General features: G+C 70.5%; 11 protein-coding genes and 3 pseudogenes. 6 read left to right on the forward strand and 8 right to left on the reverse strand.

Features of this window, described 5'->3' with window-relative positions:
- Positions 1-106: 106 nt before the first annotated feature.
- From ABZ877_RS08595 to ABZ877_RS08625, 7 genes are all read right to left on the reverse strand, one after another.
- Entirely contained in the window at positions 107-1,870 is a 1,764-nt protein-coding gene (locus ABZ877_RS08595; protein ID WP_361066537.1) for a pyruvate dehydrogenase, read from the reverse strand.
- A 218-nt stretch (positions 1,871-2,088) separates the two neighbouring features.
- On the reverse strand, positions 2,089-2,520 hold the full coding sequence (locus ABZ877_RS08600; RefSeq protein WP_361066540.1) for a universal stress protein: 432 nt from the start codon (positions 2,518-2,520) through the stop codon (positions 2,089-2,091).
- A gap of 242 nt (positions 2,521-2,762) precedes the next feature.
- Positions 2,763-4,436: an MFS transporter gene (locus tag ABZ877_RS08605; protein WP_361066543.1), complete on the reverse strand. Its 1,674-nt coding sequence runs from the start codon at positions 4,434-4,436 to the stop codon at positions 2,763-2,765.
- A complete protein-coding gene (locus ABZ877_RS08610; protein WP_361066546.1) occupies positions 4,433-5,170 on the reverse strand; it encodes a YoaK family protein in 738 nt (245 codons plus the stop codon). The genes ABZ877_RS08605 and ABZ877_RS08610 overlap by 4 nt, the downstream gene beginning before the upstream one ends.
- A complete protein-coding gene (locus ABZ877_RS08615) occupies positions 5,151-5,681 on the reverse strand; it encodes a DoxX family protein (RefSeq protein WP_361066549.1) in 531 nt (176 codons plus the stop codon). The genes ABZ877_RS08610 and ABZ877_RS08615 overlap by 20 nt, the downstream gene beginning before the upstream one ends.
- Before the next feature lie 48 nt (positions 5,682-5,729).
- Positions 5,730-6,392 (reverse strand): hydrolase, encoded by a 663-nt coding sequence (locus ABZ877_RS08620; protein WP_361066552.1) that lies wholly within the window; start codon positions 6,390-6,392, stop codon positions 5,730-5,732.
- 95 nt (positions 6,393-6,487) lie between these two features.
- Positions 6,488-8,368, reverse strand: a complete 1,881-nt coding sequence (locus ABZ877_RS08625; RefSeq protein WP_361066919.1) for an amidohydrolase — start codon at positions 8,366-8,368, stop codon at positions 6,488-6,490.
- Positions 8,369-8,750: 382 nt separating this feature from the next.
- Between ABZ877_RS08625 and ABZ877_RS08630 the strand changes: the two are divergent.
- The 5 genes and pseudogenes from ABZ877_RS08630 to ABZ877_RS08650 form a co-directional block, all read left to right on the forward strand.
- Positions 8,751-9,362: pseudogene (locus ABZ877_RS08630) on the forward strand (MFS transporter); the annotation flags it as partial.
- 853 nt (positions 9,363-10,215) lie between these two features.
- On the forward strand, positions 10,216-10,596 hold the full coding sequence (locus ABZ877_RS08635; RefSeq protein WP_361066555.1) for a hypothetical protein: 381 nt from the start codon (positions 10,216-10,218) through the stop codon (positions 10,594-10,596).
- A 1,326-nt stretch (positions 10,597-11,922) separates the two neighbouring features.
- A pseudogene (locus ABZ877_RS08640) lies at positions 11,923-12,297 on the forward strand (transposase); the annotation flags it as partial.
- A 188-nt stretch (positions 12,298-12,485) separates the two neighbouring features.
- On the forward strand, positions 12,486-13,424 hold the full coding sequence (locus ABZ877_RS08645; protein WP_361066558.1) for a hypothetical protein: 939 nt from the start codon (positions 12,486-12,488) through the stop codon (positions 13,422-13,424).
- 31 nt (positions 13,425-13,455) lie between these two features.
- A complete protein-coding gene (locus ABZ877_RS08650; RefSeq protein ID WP_361066561.1) occupies positions 13,456-13,929 on the forward strand; it encodes a hypothetical protein in 474 nt (157 codons plus the stop codon).
- Between the two features lie 227 nt (positions 13,930-14,156).
- Here ABZ877_RS08650 and ABZ877_RS08655 read toward each other — a convergent pair whose 3' ends face one another.
- Positions 14,157-14,669, reverse strand: coding sequence for a hypothetical protein (locus ABZ877_RS08655; protein ID WP_361066564.1), 513 nt, complete (start codon positions 14,667-14,669; stop codon positions 14,157-14,159).
- Positions 14,670-14,767: 98 nt separating this feature from the next.
- On the opposite strand from ABZ877_RS08655, the pseudogene ABZ877_RS08660 reads away from it, so the two are divergent.
- Positions 14,768-15,085 (forward strand): annotated as a pseudogene (locus ABZ877_RS08660) (hypothetical protein); the annotation flags it as partial.
- Positions 15,086-15,101 lie beyond the last annotated feature (16 nt).

The raw sequence follows: 15,101 nt of genomic DNA on the forward strand, positions 1-15,101 counted from the left end.
TGCTCGGCCGGCACCGATATTTGCCAGCGACAGCCGTACCAGATTTCCGGGAAGCCGTGCAGCAGGTAGGCAGTCGCCCGGCGCGGGCGGCGGCAGGCGGATGTGTTCAGGGGCGGGGGACGTTGCGCAGGTTCGTCTTGGCCAAGTGGATCATGCGTCCGACTCCGCCGGTGAGCACGGTGCGACTGGCGGACAGAGCGAACCCGGTGACCTGCTCGGCCGTGATCTTTGGCGGGATCGCGAGCGCGTTGGGGTCGGTGACGACGTCGACGAGCGCGGGCCCGTCATGGGCGAAGGCTTCGCGGAGGGCGGCGCGTACCTGTGCGGGCTTGGACACGCGGATACCGCGGGCGCCGGCCGCGGTGGCGATGGCGGCGAAGTCGGTGTGGGGGTAGTCGGTGCCGTACGGGGGCAGGCCGTCGACCATCATCTCCAGGTCAACCATGCCCAGGGAGGAGTTGTTGAAGACGACGACCTTCACAGGCAGGCCGTGGTGGACCAGGGTGAGGAAGTCGCCCATCAGCATCGAGAAGCCGCCGTCGCCGGAGAGGGAGACGACCTGGCGTGCACGGTCGGTGAACTGCGCGCCGATGGCCTGCGGCAGAGCGTTGGCCATGGAGCCGTGCACGAAGGAGCCGAGGATGCGGCGTCGGCCGTTCGGGGTGAGGTAGCGGGCCACCCAGACACAGCACATTCCGGTGTCCACGGTGAACACCGCGTCGTCCGCGGCCTCTTCGTCCAGGACGGAGGCGACGTACTCGGGATGGACGGGGGTGTGCTCGTCGTCGCGGGTATAGGCGTTGACGGCGCCTTCCAGCGCGTGGACGTGCCGGTGCAGCATGCGGTCGAGGAAGCTGCGGGAGTGCTTCTCCCGCACCGCGGGCGTCAGGCACCGGAGCGTCTCGCGGACGTCTCCCCACACTGCGAGGTCAAGCTGGGTGCGCCGCCCCAGCCGTTCAGGCTGTATGTCCACCTGGACGGTGCGTACGTGCCGCGGCAGGAAGTTGGTGTACGGGAAGTCGGTGCCGAGGAGGATCAGCAGGTCGCAACCGTGCATGGCCTCGTAGGCGGCGCCGTAGCCCAGCAGTCCGGACATGCCGACGTCGTAGGGGTTGTCGTACTGGATGTGTTCCTTGCCGCGCAGTGCGTGGGCCACCGGAGCCTTGATCTTCTCTGCGAACGCCATCACCTCGGCGTGGGCACCGGCGACACCGCGTCCGCAGAAGACGGTGACCTTCTCGGCCGCGTCCACCAGCTCGGTCAGCCGGGTCAGTTCCTCCTGCGCCGGCCGTACGGCGGGCCGGTCCAGCGGCATGGCGAGTTCGGCTCCGTCGGCCGGCGCGTGCTCCGCGGCGACGTCTCCGGGCAGTGACACCACGGACACGCCGCGGCGTCCCACCGCGTGCTGCACGGCGGTCTGCACGACACGGGGCATCTGCCGGGGCGAGGAAATCAGTTCCGAGTAGTGGCTGCACTCGGCGAACAGCCGGTCGGGGTGGGTCTCCTGAAAGTAGCCGGTACCGATCTCACCGCTGGGGATCTGGGCCGCCAGGGCGAGGACCGGGGCCATCGAACGGTGGGCGTCGTACAGGCCGTTGATGAGGTGCAGGTTGCCGGGGCCGCACGAGCCGGCGCAGGCGGCGAGCCTGCCGGTCAGCTGGGCCTCGGCACCGGCGGCGAACGCCGCGACCTCTTCGTGGCGGACCTGGATCCATTCCAGGTCCTGGTGGCGGCGGGTCGCGTCGACGACAGGGTTGAGACTGTCGCCGACCACGCCGTACAGGCGCCGTACTCCGGCACGTGCCAGGAGGTCGACGTATTGCTCGGCCACGGACTGTCGGGCCGTGGTGCTCCTCAGGTGGTCGCTCACGGGCCGGGCCAGGCTAGGGAGCTGTGGAGCAGGTCAGTTGAGGCTGCGTGCACCGGTTCGCGACCAGCAGTGCACTGTCGTGCCTCACGACAGTGCCCCGTGGCGCAGTCCGCGCCGGGTTCTCGTCCGTCCTTCGCATGCGGGTGCGGCCCGCGGGCGCGGGCCGCACTCTGCCGGTCAGGACGGCGCCGGCTTGGTCCTCTGATGCGTGATCAGGTCTAGCGGTCGGCGTCATTCTCCGGCGCGAGCAGAACAGGAATGCGGCTCGCATGGGCGACGGCGTCGCTGACCCGGGGGTTGACGAGGGCTTCGAGCGCTCCACGGTGGTGGGGGCTCAGAATCAGGAGATCGAAGCGCCACTCCTCGGCGGCAGACACGATCGTGGTGGCCACCTGCGTCGTCAGGGCGCTGGAGACGGCTCCCTCGGCCTGTACGCCTGCCTCACGCAGCAAAGTGACGGCCTCGTCAAGGACGGCCTTGGCTTCGTCGTCGTCCTCCAGGGAAACCACTGCGGCAAGGGTGGCCTTGGACGGCGCGATGTGCAGCACCCGAACCGTGGCGCCGGCCAGTAGGGCCATGTCCCTGGCCAGGCGTAGGACGGAGTGGCGGCCGGGACTTGAGTCAACAGCGACGAGAATGCGTTGGAACATTGCGGTGGTCCTTCTGCGAGTATCGGTCAAAGATCATTGCGGTGTGTGCTTCAGGCTCATAGGCACGGCGCCCGGCCCCCGAAGCACGGGTGACACGTCGGCCGAGCGCTGCCCTCAACAAAAACATGGTGTCTACATGTTCCTCCGGAGACCGGTCCGGCCGAGGCATGTGACGCCGGGGCGCGCCCGGTGCCTCGCACGCGGCCGTTGGTGGGGCGAGAGCGGGCGACCTGGCCCGCCGCTCACGGCATGCGGGGCGCCGCTCCCCCGCTGGCTCCGGGATGCCGCTGCCCGCCCTCCGCCCCTGCCGTGGGCAGGGTGACCGCAGGTCCGGCCGTGGCGTCGAAGGCGTGGACCACTTCAGGAACGGTCCCTTCGAGGAGCATCTGCCGTGCTTGCTCCTCATAGCGGCGGTCGGTGGCGGTGAGGCGACTGTGGTGCTGCGCCAGATGCTCCGACCACGAGGCGACCACATAGTTCTCGATGAACCGTCCCGACTCGCGCCCGTCTTGGTAGAGGCCCCAGGTGAGCGCGCCCGTACGGCGCCGGGAGCGGGCGACGCGCCGCATGCAGGCAGTGAAGGCCGTCCATTGTTGTGGGGCAATCCGGTAGGTGACGGAGACGAGTACCGGGCCATCGGCCGGACCGGGCTGGAACACCAGGGGCGGGACGGGCCAGTGGTCCGAGGGACTCGGGTCGATTCCCTCTGCGGGGCGCAAGGGCCAGCGCCGCACGCTCCAAGCGCTGCCTGCCAGCAGGACGGCGCCGATCACAAGGGAGGCGGACAGACCCAGGCGGTCGGCCAGTACCCCCCATACCGGTGCGGTCAGCGCCTGGCCGCCCTGGAAGACCACGAGGTAGGCGGCCAGCCCGCGCGCCCGGACCCAGCCAGGTAGTCGCTGCTGGATGGCGGCGTTGAGCGTGGAGAGCACGCTGATCCATGCCAGGCCGGCCGGCAGCAGGACTGTGGCCGCGAGCCAGGGCAGTTGGGTCGTGGCCAGCACTACCAGCACCGCGGCGAAGATGACGGTCCCGACGGCGAGGGTGGCATTGGCGCTGAGGCGTCGCCGGATGGCGGGCAAGGCGAAGGCACCGCCGACGGCACCGACGCCGACGACTCCGAGCAGGAGTCCGTACCCGCCTGACCCGAGCAGCAGGGAGCGGCTGGCCACGAGGGGAAGCAGGGACCACAGGGCGGCGCCGCCGGGAATGAACAGGGCGGTGCGCAGCAGGATGCGGCGGATACCGGGGGCGTGCCAGACGTAACGGCGTCCGGCCTGCGCGGCGGCCAGGAGTCCTTCTCTGTGTGCCGCAGGGGCCTGGGCGGTTCCGGTGCGGTGCCATGTCAGCAGGACCGCCATGATGGCGAGATAGGACAGGGCGTTGAAGGCGAAGACCCAGCCGGGGCCGGCGGCGGCCACCACCGCGCCGCCCAGAGCTGGGCCGACGGCACGCGCCAGGTTCATGTTCACGGCACCCAGCGCCGCGGCCTGGCCGAGCTGTTCGCGGGCCACCAGCTCCGGCTGGATGGCCTGCCATGCCGGGCCCATCGGGGCGGTTCCACAGCCCAGCAGGAAGGTGAGCGCGAGCAGGCGGGTGGGGTCGAGGGCGCCCTGGAACGCCAGCACGGTCAAGACGGTGGCGACGGTGAGCATGGTGGCCTGGGAGACCAGGAGCACCTTGCGCCGGTCGAAGCGGTCGGCCAGGACGCCGGAGGGCAGGGCCAGCAGGACGACGGGGAGGCTGGAGACGGTCTGCACCAAGGTCACAGTGGCCGCGCTGTGCCCGACGAGGAGCCACTGGGCGCCGACCGTCTGCATCCAGCTTCCGGTGTTGGAGACCAGTTGCGCGATCCACAGGGCCCGGAAGACACGGGCTGCGAAGGGCGCCCATGCCGCATTTTCGGTGAGCTTCACGCGGGCGGCCGGGTCCAGGCGGGCGCGGAGGCCGACAGGCGGTGGGCGGCCAGCGACGTCGCGGCGAGCAGCAGCACCGCCAGCGCCAGAAGGTAGAGGAGTGCGGTGTGCCGCAGCAGCAGGGCGCCCACGAGGGCTCCGAGGAACATGGCGAGGACGGAGAGGATGCGGCGGCCGGGGCGGGGTGCAGCCCCGCCGGCCGGTGCGGAGTCCGCGGCCAGTCCGGTCAGGGTGAGCGTCAGGACGGTCGTGGTGAGGTCGGGGACGCCGAGGCGCCGCGCGACCGCGTTCTGCATGCCCATGGCGAGGCCCAGCAGCACGATGAGGGTGTACCGGACCGGGGTGGTGACCTCGCCGTGCGCGACCGCGACGGCGGCCACCGTCCCGGCGACCAGAAGGACCTGAAGGGCCGTCGTCACGGCCAGCAACCGGCCGCGATGGAAGGCGAGCTGCGTGGTGAGGCGTCCGCCCGCCAGCGCTCCGGCGAGGAAGGAGGCCATGGAGACCAGGGAGGCGAGGACGGACAGGCCTGGCGCGCCGGCCAGGGCGAAGGCGAGGAAGACGACGTTGCCGGTCATATTGGCGACGAAGACCCGGCCGAGCGCCAGGTAGCTGACAGCGTCGATCAGGCCGGTCACCACGGTCAGTACCAGCATCAGCGGGGGCAGAGGGCCGTGCCGGTCGTCCTTGGGCGGTACGAGTGTATGGGCGGCGTCAGTCAGCAGTGCGCGCATGCCGCGTCCTTTCCTGCGTGGGGTCGCCGGGCCGGTGCCGCAGCGCGATGCGAGTGATCAGTCCGCTGCCCGGACCGACGACCAGGGCGGCGAGGGCCACCCACCAGGGCCAGTGGGCCAGTCCCAGAACATCGTCGAGAGAAAGGCGGCCGGGGCCCGTCGAAGCCAGGGCGGCCGCGGTGGCGACGAGGACCAACGGGTACTCGTAGCCGTCGTTCTGCACCCACAGCCCCTTGTGCCACTTGACGGTGCCGGCCACGGTCATCACCCCCATGGCGGCAGTTGCCGCCATGGGGGTGATGAGGCCGGCCGCCAGGAACAGGCCGGCCCCGATCTGACTGCCGCCCGCCGCGAGGGCGGTGAGCCGGCCGCCGCGGAAGCCGTCCCGGCGGAACTCCTCGGTCCCCCCGTCCAGCCCGTTGCCGCCCAACCGGAAGCTGACCTTCTGCACTCCGTGTCCGGCGATGAGGAGCCCCACCACCAGCCGGAGCATCAACAATCCGCTGTCCATCGCGTTCGTCCGCCTGTTCCTGGCGTCCGTGGCCGATCGTGGGTGGGATCAGCCGGCGGCGTGCTCGCCGATGACGGCCTGCGCGTAGACGACGCCGAGGCCGTAGGTGCCGCCGTTCTCCTTCACGACATCCATGACCGGCAGGTACGTCTCGGTTCGCGCCCAGTCACGCTGCAGCTCGAGGAGGACCTGCACCCACGTCACGGGCACCACACCGGCCTGGACCATGCGCTGGACGGCGTGCTCGTGAGCCTGGGGGGTGACGCCGCCGGAGGCGTCGGTGACGACGTACACCTCGTAGCCCTGGGCGAGGGCCGACAGGGCGGGCAGTACGACGCAGACCTCGGTCCACAGCCCGGCGATGACGAGCTTCTTGCGGCCGGTCGCCTTGACGGCCTCGACGAACGCCTCGTCCTCCCAGGCGTTCATCGTGGTGCGGTCGATGATGTCCTGGCCGGGGAAGACGTTCGCGAGCTGCGGCATGAGCGGGCCCGAGAACGACTCGGCGGCGACGGTGCTCAGGACGGTCGGAACGCCGAAGACCCTGGCGGCCTTGGCCAGGCCGACGGTCGCGTTGATGATCGCGGTGCGGTCACTGCTGCCGGTGCCGAAGAACATCTGCGGCTGGTGGTCCACGAACAGCACCGCGCAGTTGTCGGGGGTCAGCAGGTCCGGGCTGGGGGCAGCGGTGACCTCGGCGATGTTGACCATGAGTGTGCCTCTCGATGATGAGGTGCTTCGGTCACCGACGGGTGTCTGTGACCGGAAGGAGAAGGAAGAGTGGGGCAGGCGCCGGAGCGCCTGTGTCAGAGGGAGAAGCAGGGGTCGAAGACCGGGCTGTCGGTCTCGGGGACCTGGCCGCAGCGGGCGCGCCACTGGCGGTGCAGGTCGGATTCCGCGACGGCCTCGCCGAGCAGTTCGGCCTGGCGCACCCCCGGCCTTGCGTGCGCCGGAGTCGCCTGGTAGCCCCCGAAACGGGCCACCGGGCTCCACTCGGGGGCCACTGCGGGCATCTCTTCGTCGATGCCCTCGTACTCGCCGGCGGCATAGACGATGCGGCCGCCGACGACCGTCACCAGGGCTTCGATGTCCGTGATCTCCGGGTCGGGCACCGTGAAGTAGTCCTGGGACAGCACGGTGAGGTCGCCGAGGAAGCCCGGCCGCAGGACGCCCTTGCGGTCCTGCTCGCCGGTCAGGGCGGCACCGGCCGTGGTGAACATCTGAAGGGCCGTCTCCCGGTCGACGCGGTTGTGCGGCGGGTGCAGGGCGAGATCGCCGACAGTGCGGCCGGTGACCAGCCAGTGCAGGGCGACCCAGGGGTTGTAGGAGGAGACGCGGGTGGCGTCGGTGCCGGCCGCCACGGTCAGGCCCCGGCCCAGCATCGCGCGGACGGGCGGTGCGTCCGCGGCCGCTCCGATCCCGTAGCGGCGTACGAACGCCTCGCCCTGGAAGGACAGGCGGTTCTGCACCGACATGGCGCCACCGAGGGCGACGACGCGGTCGAGGCTGTCGGCGGAGACGGTCTCGGCGTGGTCGAACAGCCAGCGGTTGCCACCGGGGAAGAGCCCTTCCGCGGCGAGCTTCTCGAACACGGCCAGGTCGCGACGGATGGTCTCGTCGTAGGTGGCGTGCAGGCGAAAGCCCCAGCCGTTCTCCATGAGGAGGCGTACGGCCCGCTCGAACTCCACCTCGTAGCCGGGGGCGTGTTCGGGACGTGGTTCGGCGAAGTTCTCGAAGTCTGCCGCCGCCCAGGTGAGGTTCTCGCCGGCGCCGTTGAGGCGCAGCCACTCGTCGCCGCCCTCGGGGCGGACCATGCCGACCCAGCGGGTGAGGTCGTCGATCTCCTGTCCCGCGGTCTGGGGGAAGAGGTGGTAGGCGATGCGCAGAGACAGTTCGCCCCGCCTGGCCAGGGCGGTGACCGTCTCGTAGTTGTCGGGAAAGTTCTGGAAGCCGCCCGCCGCGTCGATAGCCGACGTGAGGCCGAACCGGTTGAGCTCGCGCAGGAAGTGACGAGTGGAGGTCTCGCGGTGTTCCTCATCGAGGACCGGAGCCTTGGCCAGGGTGGAGTAGAGGATGAGGGCGCTGGGGGCCGCCAGCAGCATGCCGGTGGGTTCGCCGGTGCGGCCGCGCATGATCTGCCCGCCACGGGGGTCGGGGGTGTCCTTGTCGTAGCCCACCGCCTTCAGTGCCGCGCGGTTGAGGATCGCCGCCTGGTAGAGGTGCAGGACGAACACCGGGGTGTCCGGTGCGGCGGCGTTCAGCTCCGCGACGGTGGGCAGGCGCCGCTCGGCGAACTGCTCGGCCGACCATCCGCCGACCACCCGCACCCACTGCCCCTTGGGTGTACGGGCCGCCTGCTCGCGCAGCATGGCCAAGCCCTGCCGCAAGGAGCGCACGCCGTCCCAGCGCAGTTCCAGTACGTAGTTGAGGCCGCCGCGGATCACGTGCAGATGCGCGTCGTTGAGGCCGGGGATCATCCTGCGGCCCAGCGCGTCGACCACCCGCGTGGCGGGACCGACCTGGTCGGCGACGTCCTTGTCGCCGCCGACGGTGGTGATGACTCCGTCCCGGATGGCGATCGCCTCGGCCTGCGGAAGCCGGGGATCTCCGGTATGGATCTTGGCGTTGCGGACGATGAGGTCCGCCGCGTCGTCGGTGGCGCGAGGTATCAGCCCGCCGACCGGCATCGTGGACACGTTTCGACAACCTCCTGCATGGCCGTACAGCATGGGATGAACGTCGAGGCCGCGCGCTTGCGCCGGTGGGATGCGGCGAGGTGCACGAGGAGACTGTGCGGCGGCTGCTTCACGGCTCACGCTATGACGGTCCGTGCCCGTGCAGTTTCAGCTCAGTGCACTGGGTCTTGATCAGCAGCGCACTGGCTGCGCTGCCGTGCGCGGAGGATGCAGAGCCGATGCGCGGGCATGCACCTCACCCGCCTCCCGCAAACGCGCTCACCCCGCGGGTGGGGAGCGACGCCGGCTACGGGCGAGGTGGGCGGCCGTCCCGGGGTGCGGGCCGGTGGTGTCGGCCACGGCAGCGAGCGGGTAATCCAGGCAGTGGTAGAAGATGGCCTCGTCCGGCCTGGGCCCCCAAGCTGGCCGCGGCAGTCGGCACCCGCATGACCATGGTGATGGGCATCGCGCTGGCCGACGTCGGCATGGCGCTGATGGCACTGTTCATCTCCGTCGACGGCGGCTACCTGTCCGTACTGCCCGGCCTGCTCGCCATGGGCATCGGCATGGGTCTGTCGATGCCCCCTCCACGGAGGCCATCACTCAATCCCTGCCCCGCGCCGAGCAGGGCGTCGCCTCCGCGCTCGACGACGTGACCGGCGAGTTCGGCACCGCCCTCGGCGTCGCCCTGCTCGGCGCGCTGGTGTCCTCCGGCTACCGCAGCGCCATGGACGACAAGCTGCACGACATCCCGCAGGGCACCGCGGACACCGCCCGCGAAGGCGTCGCCAACGCCGTCGAGGTCGCGGGCAGCGCCAACCCCCACGCCAAGGACCTCATCCACGCAGCCCACCAGCCCTTCATCGACGGCTGGCAGCAGGCCATGTGGGCAGGCGCCGCCATCATGGCCGTCCTGCTCGTCTACGTCGCCCTGCGAGGGCCCAACAACAAGTCCTCCACGGTCTCCGACGAGACAGCATCCACTGAAGCCGCAACAGTCGGCTAGGAATTCTCGGGTCGATCACATGCGGAGCCAGATGACGGCTGCTGCGGTAGCGGTGCCGAGGGAGACGTACCCGCGTCTGTCATGTCAGATGGCGGACGGCTCTGGCATGCCTGAGCTTGTTGATGGCCAGTTCAACGGTGTTGCGTTTCGTGTACCGCTCCTCGTCGAAGCCCGGCGGTCGCCCGCCGCATGAGCCCTTGCGCAGGCGGGTGGCCCGGCTGTCGCTCTTCTTCGGGACGGCGTGCCGGATGCAGCATCTACGCGGATTGTCGCGGCACGGCCCATTGCTGTACGCCTTATCGTCGGCCAGCGCGGCATACGAGCCGGCCGGCTCCCCGCTCCGCTCACCTCGACCTCCTCGTCCGCTGGCCTTGCCATGGCGCCGGGTGCGGTGGCGTGCACGGCGCGCTGGTGGCGGTGGTTGCTCACACCGCCAGGACCAGCTGCGGGCGGTGCGGCGGTGGCTGTTCTGGCGCAGGTCAGGCGAGGTTCTTCTCCAGTGCGCCCAGGTAGGCGTGCATGGAGTGGTCGCGGATGCCGTCACAGGCAGGCGCGAACGGGTCGGATGTGAAGACATCCGGTCCAGCACAGCGCCCGTCACCGGCATCGCCTCGCGGACGCGGCCGCGGGAGCGGATGACGGGGCCCATCCGCAGGGCCCGCCAGACAGTCAAGCCAAGGATGACGCACATGATATGTCGATGGCGCGCAACCTATCCCCACTCGATCCTGCCGGACCTTGGCAGTGACCAGCGGATCTTGAGGCCGTACGGTCTGAACGTGACGAGCACGCATGAGGTACATCACGCCCCTCGGCACGCGCCAACTGTCGTTACTGTGGGAGGACTTCGCCCATGCTCGCCTCGGCACCCATCGCATACCTGTGGCTTACCGCGCTCGTGGCACTTCTGCTCTGCTGGGCACTGATCTGGGTGTGCGTACCCGTACGCAAGGTCCGTATCTTGTGGCCGATCGTCTGGGCCGGAGGAGGCCCCCTGTTTTTCCTGGTGATTCACCTCCACGGTTACTCGGTCGCCTCTGGCCTGGTGCTGTATGCAGGCGGGCAGGTCGCCATGGCCGTCAGCACCCTGCCCATGCTGCTGACAGTGCGGCGATTCGTGCGCGTGGAGGGAGCCGATCCCGCCCGACCCGGCATTGTGCTCCCTCGGTGGCAGAGGGTTTACCTGGGCGTGAGCATGTGCGTCGTCATCTTCGGCGCAGCAGTCCTGTCCTAGGCAACCAATCAGCCCAGTCGGGAGCACCGAAGTCAACGTTGGGCCACCCGAACGACGTGGCACGTCGGCCTCGGAAGCAGGTGCCTACGGGGGTGGGTCCATGCCGCAGGCGGCTCGCAGGGCGGGATCCGATCCGGCAGCGCCCGGGCGGCCAGATCCGCGGCCTGAGCCAGGTCGATCTCCCCTTGGGCTGCACGCGAGGTCGGAGTGCGACGGGGGTCGGGAGCGGCGTGTTGTGGTCCTGGCGGTGTAGGGAGCCCGGCATTGCTTCCTCGCGGCTTTCAGGTCCGCTCTGAAGGCTTGGGCTGCCTGCGCCCGGATCGCGCTCAAAGCGCGCTGCTGGGCCGTGTGGCGCTCTCGGCGGGGTAGGCGGCGCCCAGATGCCGGCCGTCGCCGGTAGCGGTGAACACCCCACCACAACATCGTGGTGCGGCAGCCAGCGCAGCCTGACCGGCGTGCCGACGTGCCCGGTCATCCAGGGAGCGATGTAGGCGCGGCGGCGCCGGGACATCCCGTTCGTGGTGATCCTCCTCAGGCGGGCGTCGTCCTCCAGCGCGAAGAACGCCGGATGCTCCTCGGGCACGTCCTCGACGGGTGCCGGGTCTGCCTCCCATGCCTGCTGCGGAGTGCGGTCGCCGGCCAGGCCGCGGGGCGGTGCTCGGTGTTCCACCAGGCGACCCCGTCGAGCAATGCCTGCACGAAGTCGGCGTAAGGCAACAGGTCCTCGGACCGGTCCGGCCGGCAGGCCCCGGTAGCGCGGGCGCCGGCGGGTAGAGCCCGGCATGGCGATGAACAGCATCCGCTCCACCGCATTGTTGAGCGCCTCGCCCGTCCCCTTGCGGTAAGGGGTGTAGGCCGGGAGGTCCTCGACGGTGACAGCGAACACGCCCAGCGCCCGGTACACAGTGCGGCACAGAAACTCCTTGCCCCGGTCCACGCGGACCCGGGCGGGCAGGCCGCCGAACGGCCCGTAGGGGGTGGTGCGGCTCATCCCCGTGGCAGCGCCGCCAACACCGCGCCCCGGCCCGGCTCCCACGCCCGCCTGCCACCCAGACAGCCGCCCCACCCCAGCGCATTCGGGCCCAGCCGCCCCGCCGAACAGACCAACAGACCACCGGACCGGGCATGCGCGGCCGCACCGATGCTGCCGTGCCGCTCCTTCCCGCCGAGCAGGGCGCGACGCGGTGCAGTCTCGGCCTGGGAACGCAGCGGTAGGGCGGCATGGCCGTATCAGAGGATGTGCCGCATCAGGCAGGGCTTAATGATGCCGTTTTGGCGCGGGCGGCGGACAAGGTCGTGGGCGCGGCCCGGCAGCCCTGCGCCTACTTCCACCTGAAGCACACCTTCCGCCTGTCTGTCCAAGCAGTCGCTCGGCTGGACAAGGCCGCGGTTGCGTGACCCGCAGACAGCAGACCGCTGGACATGGCTGGTGATCTCCGCCCACACCCGACTCCGCCTCGCCACATCGATAGCGGCCGACCGACGCAAGCCCCGGGAGAAGCGCACCGAGCCCGGTGCGACCCTCACCCCGACCCGCGTCCACCGAGGGTTCCGGCACATCCGCCCCTACCTCGCCCACCCGGCCCAAGGGCCAAAACCCAGCCGCCCCGGCCCCGGACGCCCACCGGCACCAGAAACCGGCAGCCCACGACCCGCCACGACTTCGAAGCGACCCCGGCGAGGTCGACACGTCTTTGCTGATCGGCTCGTGGCGGCGGCTGGTGCTGCGGGCGCCGCACCTGGAGCCGGGCACGGTGGATCGGAAGGCATACACCTTCTGCGTACTGGAACAGCCCGGGCCCGCGGTGCTGACAGATGTCAGGACCGCGGGCGAGCTGGTCCTCCTACCGTTTGAGGTGTCGCAGCGTTTGGGGGGAAGAGGGATGAACATGGCCGGACGCACCGAGTCCTGTCCAGGGCGGGGCAAGGCCGTGGCCGCGCTGCTGCTCTGTCTGGCAGCCCCGGCGCTGTCGGCCTGCACGGGCGCGCCGCCCCCTCCTCCCAAGACCACCGTCCCCGAGCCGACCGCCGCCGCTCGCGCACTCACGCCTGCGGAACGGCAGACCCTGACCAAGGCCGAGGCACTCCTGACGCGGAACTGCATGGAGGAGCGGGGATTCTCCTTCCACGCCGTCGAGGACTTGCCGGACGGGGTCGACCGCCTCTTCCCGTACGTCGTCGACGACGAGGGCTGGGCCGCCGAGCACGGCTACGGCAGCGACATCCAGCGAAAACGGGACACCCTCGCCGCGAAGAACCCGAACCAGCTCTACTTCCGGAGCCTCTCCGCGGAACGCAGGGAAGCCGCCGTGGACGCGCTGAACGGCCCGGAGCCGACGGGTCTGGAAGCGCGGGTTCCCGGCATGGGCACGATCCGGCACAGCGATGAGGGGTGCGAGTCCGAGGCGCAACGGGCCCTCTACTTGGACCTGCCCAAGTGGTACAGCGCGTGGAAGGTGACGGACGCTCTCGAGCGCTCCGTACCGCCCGCGGTCGTACGGGACGAGCGCTTCACGGCGGCGGTCTCACGGTGGTCGACCTGCATGCGGGCCAAGGGCTACTCGTACAGCTCCCCCCTGGAGGCACGTCAGCGGTTCGTGCGTCCGGCGGGCGCGACCGGATCCGGCGAGTCCCGCGCCACCGAGATCGCGACTGCGAGGGCGGAGGCCCAGTGCGCAGGCACCTCGGGTCTTGCGAAGACGGCCCGCACGCTCGCGCACGCTGAACGGGCCAGGACCGAGTCCGACCATTCCACCGAGTTCATCACCAGGAAGACGCTGGAGTTCGGGGCGCTGAACCGCGCCCGGGACATCTTCAAGACCAGCTGACTGCCCATCTGGATCCGAGAGGTATGAGGAAATGAAGCGACTCACTCTGCTCGCCACCGGTGCCGCGATGCTCTTCGCGACAGTCGGCCCAGTCGTCGGCGCCCAGGCGGCGGACGGACCGGCCGCCGCGCCGCGCGCGGCCGCCACGGAGGATGGCAGGCTGCACGCGTGGGCGGACCCCAACCAGCGGGGCGCCCACTGTTCCTGGTCGGGCGACAAGCGTGACTGGGACTACGGCGACGACGGTGTGACGGGCAACTGCGAGCCGATGCGCAACCGTGCCTCGTCGCTGGAGAACCGCGGATTCGCGGGCGGTTACGACGATGTCGACCTCTACTACAACCAGGACCAGACCGGGGTGTACGCCTGCCTCGGCCACGGTGACGCGTGGTACGACCTTTCGCGAGGGGACTACATCTTCAACAACGGCCTGTGGTGGTGGGAGGGGAAGAACCAGTCGGTCAACGACAACATCTCCTCGCACTCCTGGACCGACGGCTGCTGAGCGACCGATGTCGACCGTGCCGGGGACGGGGGCCCGGCACGGTCCCACCGTTGTGACCGTCTCGTCCTGAGTAGGGCGAGGCCCGAAGCCGACCGGTCGGTCCGGGTGGCACCCATGGGAGCGGGCGGTCCGATCACCACACCTCGCAGGCCGTAGCGGAATCCCCCGCCACGAAGGACTCTGGTCCACCTGCCACCAAGTGTCCGCGCGGGGTCCGTCTTCGTAGGTCACGGAGTGCTCGATCTTGGTGGGGTGATACGCCGTGATGAACTCAGCCGTTCGGAGCGGGAGTTGCTCGCTCCGCTGATACCGCGGGCTGTGACTGGGCGCGTCCGCGGGTGTCGGACCGGCAGGTCGTCGGTGGCAGACAGGTGCGCAGCGACCTGTACGGCGAGCGCCGGGGGCAGGGTCTGGGTCTGGGCGGTCCGGCCGTCAGGCAGGCGCACCGCCAGGTGCTTGGGGTGCCTGCGGGCGCCGGTGTAGCCGATGACGTCGGCGTCGACCGTCTCGCTGTGCCGGACCTCCCGCCAGGGCCGGTCCGGCCGGTACAAGCCCGTGGCGCGCTTGGCGTCGATGCCCTCGACACCCTGCGCGGGCAGCGCCTCGAACCAGACGCGCGCCACGTCGACGTCATCGGTCGCGGCTACCGCCTCCAGCGGCGGTCCGAGGGGTTCGAGCACGTCCAGGAGCGCCGCGCGTCGCTCCACATACGAGCAGCCCCACAGGTCCCGGCCTGCCACCTGCAAGCCGTCGAACGCCGCATAGCCGGCGGACCCACCTGATCTCTGCCAACGGCACGGCCGTCGACGAGAGCACGCCCTAGCACGGCGGTACCGCGTCCCCGACGGACTGGCTCCTGACCGCAGACGGCCCGTCCCAGGTCACCGGTGTGACCGGCTCGGCGGACGTGACGGGCGCCGACGTCGGGGCCGGCACCCACGCGCTGTCGGAGTCGGACGGCCCGGACGGATACGAGGCGAGCGGCTGGAGCTGCGCGGGCGCCGACGGTGCGGTTCCGGTGCATGAGGCGAAGGTGACCGTGGAACCGGGCGCTGACGTGACCTGCACGATCACGAACACGGACCGGGCCGCACAGCTTTCACCCACCCCGTCGTCCACCCCGCGGCCCACGGCGTCGGTGCCCCCCGGCGGGTGAGCCGCCCGCGGTTCAC

It is taken from the genome of Streptomyces sp. NPDC046939 (assembly GCF_040644575.1).
Lineage (GTDB): Bacteria > Actinomycetota > Actinomycetes > Streptomycetales > Streptomycetaceae > Streptomyces.

Bases quoted from the DNA above. Each gene is read 5' to 3' on its own strand.
- ABZ877_RS08610 (WP_361066546.1), bottom strand. From the start codon at position 5,170: ATGCGCGCACTGCTGACTGACGCCGCCCATACACTCGTACCGCCCAAG.
- ABZ877_RS08650 (WP_361066561.1), top strand. From the start codon at position 13,456: ATGAAGCGACTCACTCTGCTCGCCACCGGTGCCGCGATGCTCTTCGCG.
- ABZ877_RS08600 (WP_361066540.1), bottom strand. From the start codon at position 2,520: ATGTTCCAACGCATTCTCGTCGCTGTTGACTCAAGTCCCGGCCGCCAC.
- ABZ877_RS08635 (WP_361066555.1), top strand. From the start codon at position 10,216: ATGCTCGCCTCGGCACCCATCGCATACCTGTGGCTTACCGCGCTCGTG.
- ABZ877_RS08645 (WP_361066558.1), top strand. From the start codon at position 12,486: ATGGCCGGACGCACCGAGTCCTGTCCAGGGCGGGGCAAGGCCGTGGCC.
- ABZ877_RS08625 (WP_361066919.1), bottom strand. From the start codon at position 8,368: ATGCCGGTCGGCGGGCTGATACCTCGCGCCACCGACGACGCGGCGGAC.
- ABZ877_RS08615 (WP_361066549.1), bottom strand. From the start codon at position 5,681: ATGGACAGCGGATTGTTGATGCTCCGGCTGGTGGTGGGGCTCCTCATC.
- ABZ877_RS08620 (WP_361066552.1), bottom strand. From the start codon at position 6,392: ATGGTCAACATCGCCGAGGTCACCGCTGCCCCCAGCCCGGACCTGCTG.